The sequence below is a fragment of the thiotrophic endosymbiont of Bathymodiolus puteoserpentis (Logatchev) genome, assembly GCF_900127505.1.
Lineage (GTDB): Bacteria > Pseudomonadota > Gammaproteobacteria > PS1 > Pseudothioglobaceae > Thiodubiliella.
Map to the genome: position 1 here is coordinate 113720 of NZ_UEXF01000019.1, position 17325 is coordinate 131044.

At 37.2% G+C, this 17325-nt stretch carries 18 protein-coding genes and 1 pseudogene; 12 read left to right on the plus strand and 7 right to left on the minus strand.

Annotation, left to right across the window (positions count from 1 at the left end; all coding sequences use genetic code 11):
• From BHECKSOX2_RS02455 to BHECKSOX2_RS10175, 4 genes are all read right to left on the minus strand, one after another.
• Nucleotides 1–433: transposase (locus tag BHECKSOX2_RS02455; protein ID WP_139682531.1), on the minus strand; the 433-nt coding region annotated here is incomplete at its 3' end.
• 112 nt (nucleotides 434–545) lie between these two features.
• Nucleotides 546–1136, minus strand: a complete 591-nt coding sequence (locus BHECKSOX2_RS02460; RefSeq protein WP_139682315.1) for a transposase — start codon at nucleotides 1134–1136, stop codon at nucleotides 546–548.
• Between the two features lie 23 nt (nucleotides 1137–1159).
• Complete coding sequence (locus BHECKSOX2_RS02465; RefSeq protein WP_245391286.1) at nucleotides 1160–1393, minus strand: hypothetical protein; 234 nt, start codon at nucleotides 1391–1393, stop codon at nucleotides 1160–1162.
• Nucleotides 1390–2922 (minus strand): RHS repeat-associated core domain-containing protein, encoded by a 1533-nt coding sequence (locus BHECKSOX2_RS10175; protein ID WP_245391287.1) that lies wholly within the window; start codon nucleotides 2920–2922, stop codon nucleotides 1390–1392. Before BHECKSOX2_RS10175 ends, BHECKSOX2_RS02465 begins: the two co-directional genes overlap by 4 nt.
• A 548-nt stretch (nucleotides 2923–3470) precedes the next feature.
• Between BHECKSOX2_RS10175 and glnA the strand changes: the two genes are divergently transcribed.
• Nucleotides 3471–4886 carry a type I glutamate--ammonia ligase gene (gene glnA, locus BHECKSOX2_RS02475; protein WP_090715871.1) on the plus strand — a complete coding sequence of 472 codons (1416 nt, stop codon included), beginning with the start codon at nucleotides 3471–3473 and terminating at the stop codon, nucleotides 4884–4886.
• A gap of 98 nt (nucleotides 4887–4984) precedes the next feature.
• Nucleotides 4985–5944, plus strand: a complete 960-nt coding sequence (gene bioB / locus BHECKSOX2_RS02480) for a biotin synthase BioB (RefSeq protein WP_139682316.1) — start codon at nucleotides 4985–4987, stop codon at nucleotides 5942–5944.
• On the opposite strand, the gene murG is transcribed toward bioB, so the two are convergent.
• Nucleotides 5930–6955 (minus strand): undecaprenyldiphospho-muramoylpentapeptide beta-N-acetylglucosaminyltransferase, encoded by a 1026-nt coding sequence (murG, locus tag BHECKSOX2_RS02485; protein WP_090715876.1) that lies wholly within the window; start codon nucleotides 6953–6955, stop codon nucleotides 5930–5932. The two genes, bioB and murG, sit on opposite strands and share 15 nt — an antisense overlap.
• Nucleotides 6948–8075: a peptidoglycan glycosyltransferase FtsW gene (locus BHECKSOX2_RS02490; RefSeq protein WP_139682317.1), complete on the minus strand. Its 1128-nt coding sequence runs from the start codon at nucleotides 8073–8075 to the stop codon at nucleotides 6948–6950. The genes murG and BHECKSOX2_RS02490 overlap by 8 nt, the downstream gene beginning before the upstream one ends.
• A gap of 40 nt (nucleotides 8076–8115) precedes the next feature.
• Here BHECKSOX2_RS02490 and BHECKSOX2_RS02495 point away from each other — a divergent pair, with 40 nt between their 5' ends.
• From BHECKSOX2_RS02495 to BHECKSOX2_RS02540, 10 genes are all read left to right on the plus strand, one after another.
• Nucleotides 8116–8310, plus strand: coding sequence for a hypothetical protein (locus tag BHECKSOX2_RS02495; protein WP_180323625.1), 195 nt, complete (start codon nucleotides 8116–8118; stop codon nucleotides 8308–8310).
• A 50-nt stretch (nucleotides 8311–8360) separates the two neighbouring features.
• Complete coding sequence (locus BHECKSOX2_RS02500) at nucleotides 8361–9947, plus strand: ABC-F family ATPase (RefSeq protein ID WP_139682318.1); 1587 nt, start codon at nucleotides 8361–8363, stop codon at nucleotides 9945–9947.
• 79 nt (nucleotides 9948–10026) lie between these two features.
• Nucleotides 10027–11487 (plus strand): hypothetical protein, encoded by a 1461-nt coding sequence (locus BHECKSOX2_RS02505; RefSeq protein WP_139682319.1) that lies wholly within the window; start codon nucleotides 10027–10029, stop codon nucleotides 11485–11487.
• Nucleotides 11488–11525: 38 nt separating this feature from the next.
• The gene (locus BHECKSOX2_RS02510) at nucleotides 11526–11675 is read left to right on the plus strand and encodes a hypothetical protein (RefSeq protein ID WP_180323626.1); all 150 of its coding nucleotides are present in this window, start codon (nucleotides 11526–11528) and stop codon (nucleotides 11673–11675) included.
• Nucleotides 11672–12457, plus strand: a complete 786-nt coding sequence (locus tag BHECKSOX2_RS02515) for a YihY family inner membrane protein (protein ID WP_180323627.1) — start codon at nucleotides 11672–11674, stop codon at nucleotides 12455–12457. The genes BHECKSOX2_RS02510 and BHECKSOX2_RS02515 overlap by 4 nt, the downstream gene beginning before the upstream one ends.
• Complete coding sequence (locus tag BHECKSOX2_RS02520; protein WP_139682321.1) at nucleotides 12458–13051, plus strand: riboflavin synthase; 594 nt, start codon at nucleotides 12458–12460, stop codon at nucleotides 13049–13051. It abuts the gene before it with no gap.
• Nucleotides 13052–13056: 5 nt separating this feature from the next.
• Nucleotides 13057–14094 carry a 3,4-dihydroxy-2-butanone-4-phosphate synthase gene (gene ribB, locus BHECKSOX2_RS02525; RefSeq protein ID WP_139682322.1) on the plus strand — a complete coding sequence of 346 codons (1038 nt, stop codon included), beginning with the start codon at nucleotides 13057–13059 and terminating at the stop codon, nucleotides 14092–14094.
• On the plus strand, nucleotides 14094–14567 hold the full coding sequence (ribH, locus tag BHECKSOX2_RS02530; protein WP_139682323.1) for a 6,7-dimethyl-8-ribityllumazine synthase: 474 nt from the start codon (nucleotides 14094–14096) through the stop codon (nucleotides 14565–14567). The genes ribB and ribH overlap by 1 nt, the downstream gene beginning before the upstream one ends.
• Before the next feature lie 15 nt (nucleotides 14568–14582).
• The gene (gene nusB / locus BHECKSOX2_RS02535) at nucleotides 14583–15011 is read left to right on the plus strand and encodes a transcription antitermination factor NusB (protein ID WP_139682324.1); all 429 of its coding nucleotides are present in this window, start codon (nucleotides 14583–14585) and stop codon (nucleotides 15009–15011) included.
• The gene (locus BHECKSOX2_RS02540) at nucleotides 15008–16753 is read left to right on the plus strand and encodes a SulP family inorganic anion transporter (protein WP_139682325.1); all 1746 of its coding nucleotides are present in this window, start codon (nucleotides 15008–15010) and stop codon (nucleotides 16751–16753) included. The genes nusB and BHECKSOX2_RS02540 overlap by 4 nt, the downstream gene beginning before the upstream one ends.
• A 135-nt stretch (nucleotides 16754–16888) precedes the next feature.
• Here BHECKSOX2_RS02540 and BHECKSOX2_RS10575 read toward each other — a convergent pair.
• Nucleotides 16889–17128 (minus strand): annotated as a pseudogene (locus tag BHECKSOX2_RS10575) (transposase); the annotation flags it as partial.
• Between the last annotated feature and the right edge of the window lie 197 nt (nucleotides 17129–17325).

Sequence of the window (17325 nt, forward strand, 5' to 3'; positions counted from 1 at the left end):
CATCAATAATGTTGATTGAACCTAGAGAAACAATAATACTGTTTTGTTCTAAATGATGATTGATTTGTTCTAGTAGTGCTTCTAGCAAATTTTCAGTATTGAGTAATTGTCTAAAACGCCAAATGGTGGAATGGTCTGGCACTGCTTCGCTTAAACTTAAATCAATGAAGCGTCTGAACATTAAATCTCTAGCAATTTGTTTTTCTAAGGCTTCATCGCTAAGCGCATACCAAGCCTGAAGAATTAGGATTTTAAACATCATTATGGGTGGATAGGCGCTTGCAGCTGTTTTGGAGGTATAAAGATTTGATAGTGTTTGTTCTATCTCGCCCCAGTTAATGATGTTATGCACATCGTCTAGTTCTGATAGAGATTTATGTTCAATAACAAGAGAATCTGCAAATGAATTTTGTTGGGTGTTTTTCCAAGATATTTTGGGTGTTTTATGGGTGTTGTTTTATCAGATTGGTGGTTTTTTGGTTGGGTTATGCAAAGGTCTCACCTAAGGTTTTTTGTGGTACTGGATAAAAAGCAGTTTTGTTGATTTAGATGGTTGGAAAAATGGAGGGGTTTGGTTTGTTTGGAGTGGTTTTTAAGGGGCGACTATTTAAAGACACTCGCATCCTGCGTTTGCCATAGGTGTGTCCAACTTCAATGGCAGTTTGTTTAATGAATTTAATCATGGCATTGGTATTATCATTGAGCGACTTATCTTTGACTTGATAGTAATAACTACTGCGAGGAAGTTTGAGTAATTGGCACAATTCTTTGGTTTTATACTGTTTACAAGCCCTGTTCATTTTAGCAATCATAATGTGTTTTGATTGTCCACTGCGAACAAGGCTGTTGCTTTTTTTTAAGATTTCATTGTCCCTTTGCGAACGCCAGAGTTGTTTCTTGAGCGATTGTATTTCTTGTTGCTCGGGTGTCATGGCTTTGCTTGATTTAGGCGTTTGTCCGCTTATTTCAGCTAGGTATTGTTTCTTCCAACGAGTAACTGCAGATGGGCCAGCACCTGAGATTGCTACAATCTTTTTGTTAGAATAGTTTTCATTAACCATGAGTTTGGCATAATCTAATTTTTGTTCAATTGTAAAGTTAGCTCGTTCTTTTCTAGATTTTATTATTTGTGTCATTATTGACCTCCTTGTATTTTGTATTATAAGGCTATCTTTGTGTCTAAGATTGTTAGACCATTACAGTTTAAGTTTAATAGATTGCTATTGGCATCAAAGTCAGATGCGGATTGTTGGGTTTCGGTACCACGGTTGTTGTTAGGGTGAATGGAGATGGTTTGTTGCCAAGTGTTACTTTTTGCTTGGTGTGAGAGGTGGATTAGGTTATTGCCTATGTCGTAGGTGTAGGTTTGCTGGTAGGGTTCTGGTGAAATCATAATATGGCACAGTGGTTTTTTTGTCGCCTTATTTTAGCAAGTGCAAAATATTCACGCATACCTTCACGAGGTGGTAGGGGTTCTTCAGCAGATATTAAAGGCATTTTTGGTTTTAAATGTAGGCGAATATTATTGCCAATAGCCTCTAATTCTACAGAGGACACCTCAAGACTAAAAGTATTGGCAATCCTTAAAGAAGATCTGCCATTATCACTCTCGATAAGAAAATTATGATAAAACCTTGAGTAATTTTTATCCGTTCGATAAATCCTCATTGCTTCTTGTGTGCTGGGGTTGATTATAGACTGGCGTAGCATTGTTTTAGGCAGCATATTTAATGCGCCTGCTATTTTTGTCATCCCTAAATACTGATAAGAGATTACCTCTGTTGCGTTCAAGCCAGAACGACGATTTTGTCTTATATTTTTAAAATTTGCATTAAAAACTAACCCCCCTGTGGAAAAGTTCATAATATTCGTAAAAGTATCAGAAGGCGGACAAGAAAGGGCTTTAACTATTAGCGCTCCCCCGTTACTGTCTTCTGATTTTATGAAAAATTCTGTACTAGTGTTTAACAAGTTCAGTTTATCAGCAGGATAAGTCCTGACAATATTTTCCAGTCTTTCATACGATTCAGGAAAATAAAATAAATTATTATTCTGATAAGTACCTTCAATTGGACTTAGTACATCTATTTCATAATGGGGTAAACTCGTGTTAGGTGGGTAAACTTTAACGTGCCCTGTCGGGTCTGTGTATTTAAGGGGATTATTACCCACATAAATATACAAATTTAGGCTATCAACCGCACCCGCTGAATCGGGGCTTATCCATCTTGCCAACCAAGGGGTTAGGTACCTAGCACCGTAGTAGCACAAACCACTGCTGTCGTCTCTTTCTTTACCTGTGTAGCGGTAGCGTTTTTGTTGCACTTTGGTTTTGTCTTTGCCAGCGATAAGGGCAGTGCCGCCATAAGGATAGTAATGTTCGTAGCTAAAGGTTTGGGCTTGATCATCCAATTCTAAGGTGTTGGACTGTAGGTGACTGATGAGTTGGTAGCGAGTTTGAGCGGGGTTTTGTGTGTTGTCTTTACTGCTTTCACTCAGAATGTGAGTGCCGATGTGCAGGGTACTACTTTGTTGTTTTGCTTCGTTGGTTGAAATCTCTAGTGAAGGCAGGTAGTCTCTTTGGTTTTGCGCTTGGTGGTCAGATTCAATTACAGTACGAACTCGATTACCTTGGTAGTTATAGACATAGTACTCTGTAGTGTTGCTTTTGTCTGTTTTAGTAAGCTGGTTAAGCGTGTTGTTGTAGTGCCAATCTAGGTCGCCAATATTGTCAAGAGTTAGTAAGTTGCCGTTGGCATCAAAGTCGCTGGTGGATTGCTGGGTTTCAGTACCGCGGTTGTTGTTTGGGTGGATGGTCAGGATTTGTTGCCAGATGCTACTGTTTGCTTGGTGTAAAAGGTGGGTTAGGTTGTTGCCTGTGTCGTGGATATAAGTTTGGTGATAAAGTTCTAGGGTGTTCATAATTGCTAGCGCTTTTTTAATTTAATATTTATAAGAGTATGCATTATAAGGATTGTGCCTTATAAAATCATCTCTATCTTAATAGAGATGATTGGCAAAAGCCAATTTTTGCCCAACTGATGATTTCTTTAAACCTTGTCTTAGCAAGGCTAAGGCTGGGTTTACCCTCATAGAGGACTGCTGGGTGTCGCTGGAAAAATTGACAATTGGGTAAAAAGTGGGTTTTTAATGATTATTTCTATTCATGTAAAGGTCTCACTGGGTGTTAATTTTTTTTGGTAATTATAGAAAAAACCCTTTGAGCGTTTATAAAAAAACTTTTGCATAAAAAAATTATAAGGTTTATGACTGGATTGAAAACAATGGGTGTGATAATCTTAGATATTGGATAGAAAAAACTGCAAAACAGGTGATATTTTGAGTATTCGGCATTAAAAATAGGGTAGAATTATGCGATTGTTTTTTAACAAAAACAATTTTGTTTGCAACGGTGCAGACTGCTTAACAATAACTGCTAATAACTAACTAATTTAAAAATAGGAGAAGATATGTCTGCAAAAAATGTAATGAAGATGATAAAAGATAACGAAGTAAAATTCATTGATTTTCGTTTTACTGATACTATAGGTAAAGAACAACATGTGAGTGTACCAGCTCACACCATTAACGCTGAGAAGTTAGAAGAAGGGCAAATGTTTGACGGCTCTTCAATCGCTGGCTGGAAGCCAATTAATGAATCTGACATGATTATGAAGCCAGATACAGCAACGGCAGTCTTGGACCCATTTACTGAAGAATCTACTTTGAATATTACTTGCGATATCATTGAATCAAATGATATGAAAGGCTATGAAAAAGACCCTCGTTCTATTGCCAAGCGCGCTGAAGATTACTTAAATGAAACAGGGATTGGTGACACTGCTTATTTTGGCAATGAGCCGGAGTTTTTTGTTTTTGATAGTGTCAAGTGGGATACAGGTTTTGGCTTGGGTAAAGCCTTTTATGAAATTAATTCTGAAGAAGCAGACTGGGAGTCGGGTTCTGATTTTGAAGGTGGCAACAAGGGACACCGTCCTAGAATTAAAGGCGGCTACTTCCCAGTACCACCTGTGGATTCGTTGCATGATTTGCGCTCACAAATGTGTTTAGCCATTGAAGAGATGGGGGTGGTCACTGAGGTGCATCATCATGAAGTAGGTACAGCAGGTCAATGTGAGATTGGTGCTTTGTATAATACTTTGGTAAAGAAAGCAGATGAGACTCAAATCTTAAAATACTGCATCCATAATGTAGCACATATGTATGGCAAAACAGCCACTTTTATGCCTAAGCCAATTGCGGTTGATAATGGTAATGGCATGCATGTTCATCAGTCAATCACCAAAGATGGTAAAAACTTATTTGATGGTGATGAATATGGTCAGTTGAGTCAGATGGCACTTTACTATATTGGTGGTATTATCAAGCATGCTCAAGCACTTAATGCCTTTACCAATTCCTCTACTAACTCTTACAAGCGTTTGGTGCCAGGCTTTGAAGCACCTGAAATGTTAGCATATTCAGCTAAAAACCGTTCTGCTGCTATTCGTATTCCTTTTGTGTCTAATCCAAAAGGTCGTCGTATTGAGGTGCGTTTTCCAGATCCAACAGCCAATCCATACCTTGCGTTTGCAGCGATGTTAATGGCAGGTCTTGACGGCATTAAAAATAAGATTGACCCAGGCAAACCAGGGGATGAAGATTTATATGAATTGTCAGAGAAAGAAAAGGCATCTATTCCTAGAGTTTGTGGTTCATTAGGTCAAGCACTTGAGGCTTTAGATAAAGACCGTGAATTTTTAAAGCAAGGCGGTGTGTTTACGGATAATGTGATTGACTCATTTATCAAACTTAAAATGGAAGAGGTAACAGCATTGCGCGCTTCTCCGCATCCTGTTGAGTTTGATATGTATTACAGTTGTTAATAAGCTTAGTTTTAACCAATAAAAAAGCCGTGTTTTAGCACGGCTTTTTTATGTCTAAAAGTCTGTAAAATAGCAAAAATTATTTGATGAGATAATTTATGAAAGAATTAAGAAACGATTGGGCTCTGGCAGAGGTTGAGGCTTTATTTGCACTGCCTTTTAATGATTTGTTGTTTCAAGCGCACACACTTCATAGAAAAAACTTTAATCCAAATCAGGTGCAAGTTAGCTCGTTGTTGAATATTAAAACAGGTGCTTGTCCTGAAGATTGCTCGTACTGTTCACAAAGTTCTAAATACGATACAGGTTTAGAGCGTGAAAAATTAATGGAAGTTGATGCGGTGCTTAAGCAAGCACAAGAAGCCAAAGATAAAGGCGCAACACGCTTTTGTATGGGCGCTGCGTGGCGCAATCCTACCGATAAAAGTTTGGATAAAGTTATTCCAATGATTCAAGGTGTGAAAGCGATGGGGCTGGAAACTTGCGTCACTTTGGGTATGTTGACGCAAGAACAAGCCTTTACCCTTAAAGAGGCTGGTTTAGATTACTACAACCACAACATTGACACATCAAAAGAGAATTACTCAAATGTCATTACCACGCGTAGCTTTCAAGACCGTTTAAATACTTTAGAATCCGTGCAAAATGCGGATATTCATGTCTGTAGTGGTGGCATTTTAGGTTTGGGCGAAGGTCAGACTGATAGGGCGTCTATGTTGCGTTCTTTGGCTAATTTAGAAAAACACCCAGACAGTGTGCCGTTAAATCTCTTAGTGCCAATTCCTGGTACACCGTTTGAGGCGATTGAGCCACCAACAGAAAGCGAGTTTGTGCGTACTATTGCTGTAGCGCGACTCATGATGCCAAAATCAGTGGTGCGTCTATCAGCGGGGCGTACAGAGATGGGGGAAGCAATGCAAGCACTGTGTTTCTTTGCGGGTGCAAACTCTATCTTTTATGGCGATCAGTTACTAACAACGGATAACCCGGATACCAATACCGATCAGATTTTATTTGAGAGATTGGGTATCAATCAACAATTGTTAAACAGTCATTAAATAATCACTCATTAATTTTGCAGCATCAGGTTTTGCCAGTTTTTTGGCGTTTTCTGACATTTTCTGAATCTGTGTTTTGTTGAGTTTAAGTAGCGTTTTTTCAAGTAATTCAAGCGTTAAATCTTTTTGTTCAATCAATATTCCAGCATTATTATTGGCTAAAATTTTAGCGTTATAAAATTGATGATTATCAATAGCGTGAGGTAGGGGGATTAAAATGCTTGGCTTGGCTGATAGCATTAATTCTGATACTGTCATCGCACCAGAACGACATAAAACCACATCTGCCCATGCGTAGGCTTGCGCCATATCATCAATAAATGGGGTTATTTTTGCGTTTTTATTACTATATTGACTCCTAACAGCCTCTAAGTGCTGTTTGCCAGTTTGATGCCAAATATTGATATCAAGTTTCAGATTGCTAACAATATCATTAATAGGTTTAGAGCCTAGACTGCCACCAACAATCAATAAATTAAGTTTTTCATTATTAGCGCTATTCGTTTTAGTTTTAAACAACACAGGGTTTCCAGAAGTGATTGCACCACTAAATACACCATCAAAGGCTTGAAAAGTTTGTGTGGCAAACTTGGAGAGAATTTTGTTAGTCGTCCCAGGAATTGAGTTTTGTTCGTGAATCACTAGGGGGGTGTGCAGCAACCATGCTACTATGCCACCAAGTCCTGAGGCAAAACCACCCATACCTAGCACCACATCAGGTTTAAGACTAAGAAACACTTTAAAGGTTTGGAATAGGGCGATTAACAACAAAAGAGGCGCTTTGGCAAGTGTTAATAGATTTTTACCACGCAAACCAACGGCACTTACGCTGTGGAGCTTGATATTGTGCTTAGGCACAAGTATGTTTTCCATACCGCGCTTTGAGCCTAGCCACTCAACATTAACAGAATGCGTGCTTAATTCTTTAGCGATTGCTAGAGCAGGAAATATATGCCCACCAGTGCCACCTGCCATTATTAAAATAGTTTTTTTTTGTGTTGTTTTAAACATAGGACTTTCGTTTGCTATAACCCGCTCTGTTTTCCATATCTATTCTAAGTAACAATGCCAGTGCAGTGATGGTAAAAATCATACTACTACCACCATAACTAATGAGTGGCAAAGTAAAGCCTTTAATAGGCATTAGACCGATATTCATCGCAATATTGACACTAATTTGCATAGCAAACCATGAGCAAATACCATAAGCAACATAATAGCTATATTTTCTACCATCTTTGGATGCTTTAGCAGCAATCTTAAAGCCTTTGGTTAAAATATAAGCAAAACTCAATAAGATAAACAACATGCCAACAATGCCAAGCTCTTCACCGGTTATAGCAAAAATCATATCGGTATGAGGCTCTGGTAGTTTGGTGTATTTTTGAATGCCAGACCCTAGACCTGTACCAAACCAATCCCCTCTAGCAATACCAAGTAAAGCCTGTTTGGTTTGATATACGCCATCCTTCCCCCATAAATCATTAGTCCAAAACGATATCGCTCTGCCCCATCTTGCTGGGTTGAAATAAACAAAAATAGAAAGTCCAAATAGAATTATAGTGCCAATATAAAACAATTCTTTAATATAAGAACCTGCTATAAACACCATAATAAGTGCCGTTGCAGTAATAATGATAGTAGCGCCAAGGTCGGTTTCCGCTATCGTGAGTGCGCCAGACAAGCTAACAATAAATATAGCCTTGAAAAGACCCTTTAACGATTTGGTTATATATTCTTCTTGTTCAACTAAGAAATTAGCCATAAATAAAATCATAACCATCTTCATCATTTCAGAAGGTTGAAAATTAAATATTCCCAAATCAATCCAACGATAAGCACCATTAATTTTTCCAGCACCGATATCAGGTAGAAATACGAGAAAAAGCAAGAAAAGCGTGATACCAAAGGCGAGTAGGGAGTGTCTTTTAAAAAATGAAAGTGGCAATCTTAAGATGACAACACCGGTAACAATACCTAAAAGAATAAAAACACCTTGCTTGAATGCGAAAGAAAAAGTACCGAAATGTCCAACTGAAGCAGAAGATGACATTATCCAACCAAATAGGGTTAATGCCAAAATAGCAAGTAATAATTTTTTGTCGGGTTTTTGTTCAATCGTGTCAAACATAAGTCTTGCATTTTATCCTATTTGAGACCTTTGCATAAATATGAACAATCACCATAAACCCACTTTTCACCCATTTGGCGATTTTTCCAGCGATACCCAGCAGTTCTCTAGGAGGGTAAACCCAGCCTTAGCCCTGCTAGGACAAGGTTTAAATAAATTACCAATTGGGCAGAAATTGGATTTTGCCAATCATCCCTATTTACGCAAAGGTTTCTATTTATTTAAGTTGGACTGACGCCTGATATGGGATAATGTTGCGTTTTATAAATTCTAAATACATAACCTATGATTTCTACTGCTAACATCACCATGCAATTTGGTGAAAAACCTTTATTTGAAAATATTTCTATCAAGTTTTCCGATAACAACCGTTATGGTTTGATTGGTGCTAATGGTTGTGGTAAATCAACTTTTATGAAAATTTTAACGGGTGAATTAACGCCAACGAGCGGTACGGTTGGCATTAGTGATGGCGAGCGTTTGGGTGTTTTGCGTCAGGATCAATTTGCTTTTGAGGGTTTTCGTGTGGTGGATACTGTTATTATGGGTCATGAAAAGCTTTGGAAAATTAAAGCAGAAAGAGACCGTATTTACGCTTTGCCAGAGATGAGCGAAAAAGATGGTGTTAAGGTTGCAGAATTAGAGATGGAATTTGCTGAAATGGACGGTTATATGGCAGAATCTTCAGCCAGTGAGTTGCTTTTAGGTTTAGATATTCCTGAAGACCAACACTATGGACTAATGAGCGAAATCGCACCAGGTTGGAAGCTTCGTGTGCTATTGGCACAAGCCTTATTCTCTGATCCTGAAATTTTATTACTTGACGAGCCGACCAACAACTTAGACATCAACTCAATCCGCTGGCTAGAAGGGGTGTTAAAAGCCCGTAAAGCCACAATGGTCATTATTTCGCATGATAGGCATTTCTTAAATGGTGTGTGTACACATATGTCGGATTTGGATTATGGTGCGTTAAAGACTTTTCCGGGTAATTACGATGACTTTATGATTGCAGCGACCGCTATTCAAGAGAAGATGCAGACTGATAATGCTAAAAAAGAGGCAAAAATGAAGGAGCTTAAGCACTTTGTTTCTAGGTTTTCAGCGAATGCCTCTAAATCCAAGCAAGCGACCTCACGCCTAAAGCAGTTAGATAAGATTGTGTTGGATGATATGAGACCCTCATCACGCGTCAGTCCTTATATTAATTTTAGACAGGACAAGGCACTACACAGAAACATTATTGAAGTAGAAGGTTTAAGCAAAAGTTTTGATGGTTTAGAGGTGTTAAAAGATATTAATTTTTTGTTTGAAGTGGGTCAGCGTGTCGCCATTATTGGGCAAAATGGTGTCGGTAAAACGACACTATTACGCACGCTGGTTGGTGAACTTGAAGCTGACAAGGGGAAAATCAAGTGGAGTGAAAATGTCAATATTGGCTATTATGCACAAGACCATAGTGCTGATTTTGAAGAAGACATGAGTGTGCTTGATTGGATGGCACAATTTAAAAAACCCAATCAAGAAATACAAGATATGCGCTCTGTTCTAGGTAAGATGTTATTTGGTAAAAATGATATTGACAAAAGCATTAAAGCGCTTTCTGGCGGTGAAAAGGGCAGAATGTTGTTTGGTAAGTTAATGTTGCAAAACCCAAATGTGTTGGTCATGGATGAGCCAACCAACCACTTGGATATGGAATCTATTGAGGCGCTCAACCTTGCACTGGAAAACTATGAAGGCACACTTATCTTTGTTAGTCATGACAGGGAGTTTGTCTCCTCTTTATCTACCAAAGTTGTAGAATTAACAGAAACTGGCGCTAACTACTATTCTGGCAATTATGAAGATTATTTGGTCAGTCAAAAATAAAGCCAGTCATTGTGTTAGAATCAATTTTCTATAGAAACGAAAATATAGATGCGCTTATAGAAACGAAAATTTCGATGTAATGTCAGGTTGTCTAACAATAGAAGGTGAGCAATATCGATCGGTAGATTCCTTGGAAGAGTTTATTGAATTAATAGAACGTTTTAAGTCTTTAGATGATATGAGTCCAAGCAAGGAATGTCTCAATCGAAGATATTTCTTTAATTTTGAGATATATTTAATTGAGTTTTTAAGAGAAGCAGATAAGTTATCAGAAAAAGCAAAAAAATCGTTTTTACAAATGCTTTTTTATCATAATATTTTTTCAAAAAAAGTAACAATAAAGCAAGGCTATCTTGTTGTTGGTGAGCAGAATAAGAGTAATTCAAATGCTTATTCTAAAGAATACATGGAAAAATGTAAATGTATTCCAAATTTAGTTTTTTGGAATTCAAAATTTGAAGATGAATGTTTAATAGAATTTGACCACACAGAAAATGACTTATCGTTTATTTTTAATCAGTGTCATTTTGCTAAAAAACTTAAAATTAGAAATAGTGAAAAAAGAGTGCAACTGCGAAATGGAGAAGTTCATGGAACAGATTTTGGACGATATGAAATTTCTCAAAAAACAAAATTACACCTTGAAAAATTACATTTAATAGATTGTTCTGCTGATGATGGCGTATATTTAAGAATTGGTTTTGTCAGTGTTAAGGATTTTGTTTTATCAAATTTAAGGCTTCCACAAAATGCAGAATTAAATATTGGAGATTGCCATTTTGAAAATTTTCAGCTTACAAATTTTAGAAATATAGGTAAATTTAAACTTTATAAAATCAATATTTTAAATATAAAGCATAAATATTTTGGCAACACCTATCTAGAAGATGAAACACAAAACAATAAAAAATTTCAAATTAACAATACTTCGATTGGCAAAACAGACTTCCAGAGTATTGATTTATCGAGTTTTGAAGAAATGGAAATATTTGACAATATTTTTACTGAAATTAATTATACAAGTGTAACTTGGAGCGATGAAGTTATAAAAGTTGGGCAATACAATGATAGCGATTCTAAAAAACTTAGCAAACAACGAGACTCATATAGAGTTTTAAAAAATGTAGCATTGAGAAATAACGACCACCCGCAAGCAGTAAAATTTTATGCCAAAGAAATGGAGTTTTATAGCAAATTGCTCAAAGAAAATAAAAGTTATTCGCACTCGGATAGAGCGACTTTGTGGTTTAATAAGCATACAAATAATTTCGGTTTGAGTTTTTGGAAACCCTTAGGCTTGTTGTTATCATTTTCTATCGTGTTTTATTTTTTTGTTTTGTGGAGTTTTCTTGATGGTTATGATTCAAAATATTGGAAGAATATATTCGAATTTCTAAATCCCACTCATAAAGTATTATTTATCAACGAATATCACTGGAGTAGCTGGAGTTATTTTTTGGATTTTTTGTTTAGAATTATTGAGGGATTGTTGATTTACCAAACTATTCAAGCATTCAGAAAATACAGCAGAAAATTATGAATACAAAGCATAATGAATGAAATTTCAAGAGTTAAAAAATGTTAAATGATAAAAAAATTCTAATGTCTATGAAAAAGAGTGTCAGTAAAGCTTTGGGGTATTATGCCGTAGTGTGGGATAGTGAAAAAAAACAAGTTAAACGCATTAAAGCAAAAGACTTGCCAAAGTACGCTTACAAAGAATTGTGAACCTCTTAAAATCAGCGCTAATTCACTTAAAGTCGAAAAACGGCTTTGACTCAGCAGCGGTTTTGGCGTTTTCCACATTATTTGCGATTGTACCAACGCTGACTTTGGTATTTAGTGTATTTTCTTTATCGCCATATTTTGCTGATTTACAGCAATATCTAGAGGTTTTTTTGTTTAAACAGTTATTGCCACAAAATTACGAAGTAGCGAATCACTACATTCATCAATTTATCGCCAGCGCACAAAAACTTAAAGGCATTAGTGTGTTATTTTTATTGGTGGCGGCGTTTTTTCTATTTCGTGAAGTGGACCATCGTATTAACTCAATATGGGAGGCAAAAAAAACGCGTCATTTTGGTTTAGATTTACTCATATATTTATTGGTGTTGGCTTTAGGTCCACTGTTCTTGGCAGGGTCTTTGTTTGTCAGCTCATACTTGAGTGCTTCAAAATTCTTTATATTCGTGCCAATGAGTGGGATTTTTGTCTCTAGCTTACCCATTATCCTCTCGGCAATTGGACTAAGTTTGTTGTATTGTTTTATCCCAAGTGAAAAAGTCACTTTTAAAAATGCAATCAAATCGGGTTTTATGACGGCATTTTTCTTAGAAATTTTAAAATCTATTTTGTTTATTTACATTAACTATTTCCCGCTATACGAGTTGATTTATGGCGCATTATCGATGTTACTTTTATTTATGCTTTGGGTTTATTTTTCTTGGGTATTGGTATTATTTGGCGCCAGTGTGAGTTTTTGTTTGCATCAAAAAAAGGCTCAATAAATGTTTACAGGTATTATTCAAGCTATCGGCCAAGTTAAAAGCAAGACTATGCATGATAAGGGTGCAGTGTTTACTTTTTCCTCAAGTAGTTTGGACTTTTCTACGGTAACAATTGGTGATAGTATTGCAGTAAATGGTGTGTGTTTAACGGTCATTGAAATTGAAAATGAGAGTTTCACAGCAGATGTCTCTCAGGAGACACTGAATTGCTCTATTTTTGGCGATTTATCAATGGGTGATGCGATAAATCTTGAAAAAGCCTTAAGGCTCAATCAAGGTATTGACGGACATTTGGTTAGCGGACATGTGGATGGGCAGGGCGAGGTTACTGATAAAGCACTGGAAGGAGAATCAATGCGTTTTAGAATCAATGTGGCTCAATCTTTGGTAAAATACATTGCTAGAAAAGGATCAATTACCGTAAATGGGGTAAGTCTCACGGTGAATAGCATTAAAGCAAATGGTTTTGACATTAATATTGTGCCCCATACATTAACAGCAACAACGCTAGGGTGCTTAAACATAGGTGATAGTGTCAACTTGGAAGTAGATATTATTGCCCGACATCTTGAACAGTTAATAAAAAACAAATAATAAAAATGAAGACTAAAGCTAGCATTGAAGCGATATTGGAAGATTACAAGCAAGGTAAGATGATTATCTTAATGGATGATGAAGGCCGTGAAAATGAAGGGGATTTAATCATTCCTGCAGCAACTTGCACCAAAGAAGACATTAACTTTATGGCAACGCATGGCAGGGGTTTAATTTGTTTAACCCTTACTCAAGAGCGCTGCAAACAGTTAAATTTACCACTCATGGTAACGCAAAATAACGACGCCAATGGCACTAACTTTACCGTTTCTATTGAGGCCTCTACAGGGGTTACAACAGGCATCTCGGCAGCAGATAGAGCAAAAACCGTACTCGACGCTGTAGCGCCAAATGCCAAATCTAGTGATATCGTACAACCAGGGCATATTTTTCCACTAATGGCACAACCTGGTGGTGTGTTGATTCGTCCAGGGCATACCGAAGCAGGTTGTGACTTAGCGCGCCTTGCGGGTTTAGAGCCAGCATCAGTGATTGTTGAGATTTTGAACGATGATGGCTCAATGGCACGCAGGGATGATTTGGAGGTATTCGCTGAAAAGCACAGTATTAAATGGGGCACGATTGAAGATTTGATTTCTTACCGAGTGGAAAATGAAAAAACCATCGAACGCATTAATGAACGCCCATTTAGCACTAAGTATGGTGAGTGGGCACTAGTCTCTTTCTTAGACAGTATCCACCAGCAAACACACACCGCTTTAGTAAAAGGTAATATTGACAAAGATACTCCCGTTTGTGTGCGCGTGCATATGGAGAATGTGTTTACCGATGTCTTACAAGAAAACACCAAATCTCTACATGTTGACGATGCACTGGCATATATTAGCAAGGAGCATAACGGTGTGTTCTTGCTTATTCGTCCACACGAAGCCAGTAGTGATGTTAAAACCTACGGGGTAGGCGCACAAATCTTGTCTGATTTAGGTGTAGGGAAAATGCGTATTTTAGGTAGCCCAAGAAAGTTAAATGCCTTAAAGGGCTTTGGTTTGGAAGTGGTTGAATATATTACAGGTGAAAAATAATGAATTTTAAATTTGATAAAAATAGCAACAAGAACTTTCTAAAAGATAAGAAAATTGCCATTACTGTGGGTTATTTTTATCAAGAAATTGGCAATAAATTACTCTTTGCTGCACAAGAGACCTTAGCTAAATACGGTGTTAACGAGAACAGTGTTGATATTTTTTATGTGCCTGGTGCTTTTGAAATTCCATTACTGGCGAAAAAATTAGCAAAAAATGGCAAATATCACGGCATTGTGACTTTAGGTGCAGTCATTAACGGTGAAACCCCACATTTTGATTTTGTATGTAGCGAGTGTGCGCGAGGTGTAGCAGATGTCTCGTACCAGTATGAAGTGCCGACCACTTTTGGCGTGCTTACCACCAGCAATATGGAGCAAGCCACCGGTAGAGCAGGTGGTTATAAAGGCAATAAAGGTGAAGAGGCAACCATGGCAATGATTGAAATGCTGTATTTACTTGACCAAACTTAGAGCCCATCCTGAACAATGACATTCACAACCCCTAAACATCGCTCTAGAGAGCGCGTCGTCCAAGCCTTATACCAATATATGCTATCAGGTGGCGAAGTGCTACAAATCGAACAACAATTTTTAAATCAAAAGTCTGGGAAAATTTCAAAAGCGTTCTTTTCTAACCTATTTATCAACATTCTAAAAAATCGTACTGAGTTAGACGAACTCATTGCATCCACCATCAGTCGCGACACTGAGGAACTCGGATCGGTAGAGCACGCTGTGCTTTACTTGGGTGCATACGAGCTACAAAACTCAATTGAAGTGCCTTACAAGGTGGTTATCAACGAAGCACTTGAAATCGCTAAACTATACGGTGCCGAGGGAGGTTTTAAACTCATTAATGCCTCATTAGACAAACTGGCTAAAAAATTAAGAACAGTAGAAGTAGGTCACTCGTGAAAACTAGACTAATTTCATTGTTGCCATTTCTAGCGTGGTTTAAAACAATCAATAAAAGCACTATAAAAGCAGACATTATTGCAGGCTTTACTGGTGCAGTGGTGGTCTTACCTCAAGGTGTTGCTTTTGCAACCATTGCAGGACTACCACCAGAATACGGCTTATATACAGCAATGATTACCCCGATTATTGCCGCACTATTTGGTTCATCCTATCATTTGATTTCAGGGCCGACAACCGCCATTTCTATTGTTATGTTTTCTACTATTAGTAGACATGTTGAGCCAGGTTCTCCAGAATTTGTCTCAATGGCACTTACTTTAACTTTTCTTGCTGGGGTTTATCAATTTGCATTTGGTTTAGCCAGATTTGGAACTTTGGTAAACTTTGTCTCACATACGGTAATTATTGGTTTTACCTCAGGGGCAGCAATTTTGATTGCAACCAGCCAATTAAAACACATTACTGGTATTCATATACCTAAAGGGGAATCGTTCTTACATGTTTGGATTGATTTATATCAAGGTCTTTCTGGTTTTGATATTTATCTACTGATAATCGCATTAGTCACACTGTTTAGCGCAGTCTTGTTTAAAAGATTTTTACCAAAATCCCCCAATCTTTTAATTGGCATGATATTGGGTAGTGTTTTAGCGTTTTACTTGCCTAAATTTGGAGTCTCAACAAATATTGCTCTTGTTGGTGAAATTCCTGCGTATTTACCGCCTTTGTCAATGCCTGATTTTTCATTTTCTACAATTTCTATACTGGCATCAGAAGCTTTTGCAATTGCACTATTGGGGTTGATTGAAGCAGTTTCAATTAGTAGAGCTGTTGCGACAAAATCCAATCAAAGAATAAACCCCAATCAAGAGTTTGTTGGACAGGGAATGTCCAACATATTTGGTAGCTTCTTTTCTAGTTATGCAGGATCAGGTTCTTTCACCAGATCGGGCATTAACTATGAATCTGGTGCAAAAACACCGCTTTCAGCTATTTTTGCTGCACTATTTTTAATGGTTATTGTATTACTGATTGCACCACTAACGGCTTATCTGCCAATCACTGCGATGGGCGGTGTTATTTTGTTGGTTGCTTATAATTTGATTGATACCAAGCATATTGTGAAGATTTTTAAATACAGCAAATCAGAATCTGCAATTTTAATTACGACTTTTTTAGCAACACTATTCCTCGAATTAGAATTCGCTATTTATTTGGGTGTGTTATTGTCTTTAGTGTTGTTTTTAGCAAAAACCTCAACCCCAAGAATCCCTACTTTGTCAATAGATAACATGAATAACGAGGGCTCTAGAAGTTTTATAAATATTGCTAAAAAACCACTTAGACAGTGCCCACAGTTAAAGATAATTCGAATCGATATGTCGATTTATTTTGGCTCAATTAACCATATTCAGAAAAAAATTGAAAAAATATCTGATGGGCAAAATATTCACCATATTTTGATTGTTGCTAGTGGGATTAATTTTATAGATTTATCAGGTATGGAAACTTTAATCTCCGAACACAATAGATTAAAAAGAAAAGACGGTGGTTTGTATTTTGTTGGACTTAAGGCACCCGTTTATCAGTTTTTAGCGCAGGCTCACTTTGTCAAAAAAATTGGCAGGATAAACTTCTTTGATTCTAAAAGCATTGCCATTCGCACTATCTACAGACGACTTGATCGTGATATTTGCACTCAATGTGATGCGAAAATCTTTAATGAATGTAGTTCTTAAATCTTATGTCGTTCAAAATTTAATTGCAATCCTCCCATTTCTAACGCCCGCTAAAAATAGAAACTCCGTTGTTTAAATAGTCGCCCCTTAAAAACCACTCCAAACCAAAACCACCCATTTTCCCAACCATCTAAATCAACAAAACTGCTTTTTATCCAGCACCACAAAAAACCTTAGGTATTTTACAAAAAATAAGCCCAGTTTTTGCCAAAACAAAAAAATAGTGGCTATCACCAGCCATTTTCTCAAATTCCAAGCACAGGCAGCCATTAAAACATTAATCTCATCACCAACTTGCCCTTTGAGTAGGTTTCTAGAGAGTCTAAAATCTGATTTAAGATGTCCGATAATCGGCTCAATCGCTGCACGTCTTTTACACAGTTTGCGCTTTTTGTCTTGTTGATAACGATTGTCTCGCTTAAGGGCTTTTTTAGGCAAAATGATGTTTGCACCGAGTACTACCAGCCTCGGTCGCATACCGCTTGTTTGATGGGTTTGTTTCTGTTGCTATTAGCATAGCTTATGGCAACATTTAAGGTTTTTGAGTCGTGAATATTTTTATCATGACTGGC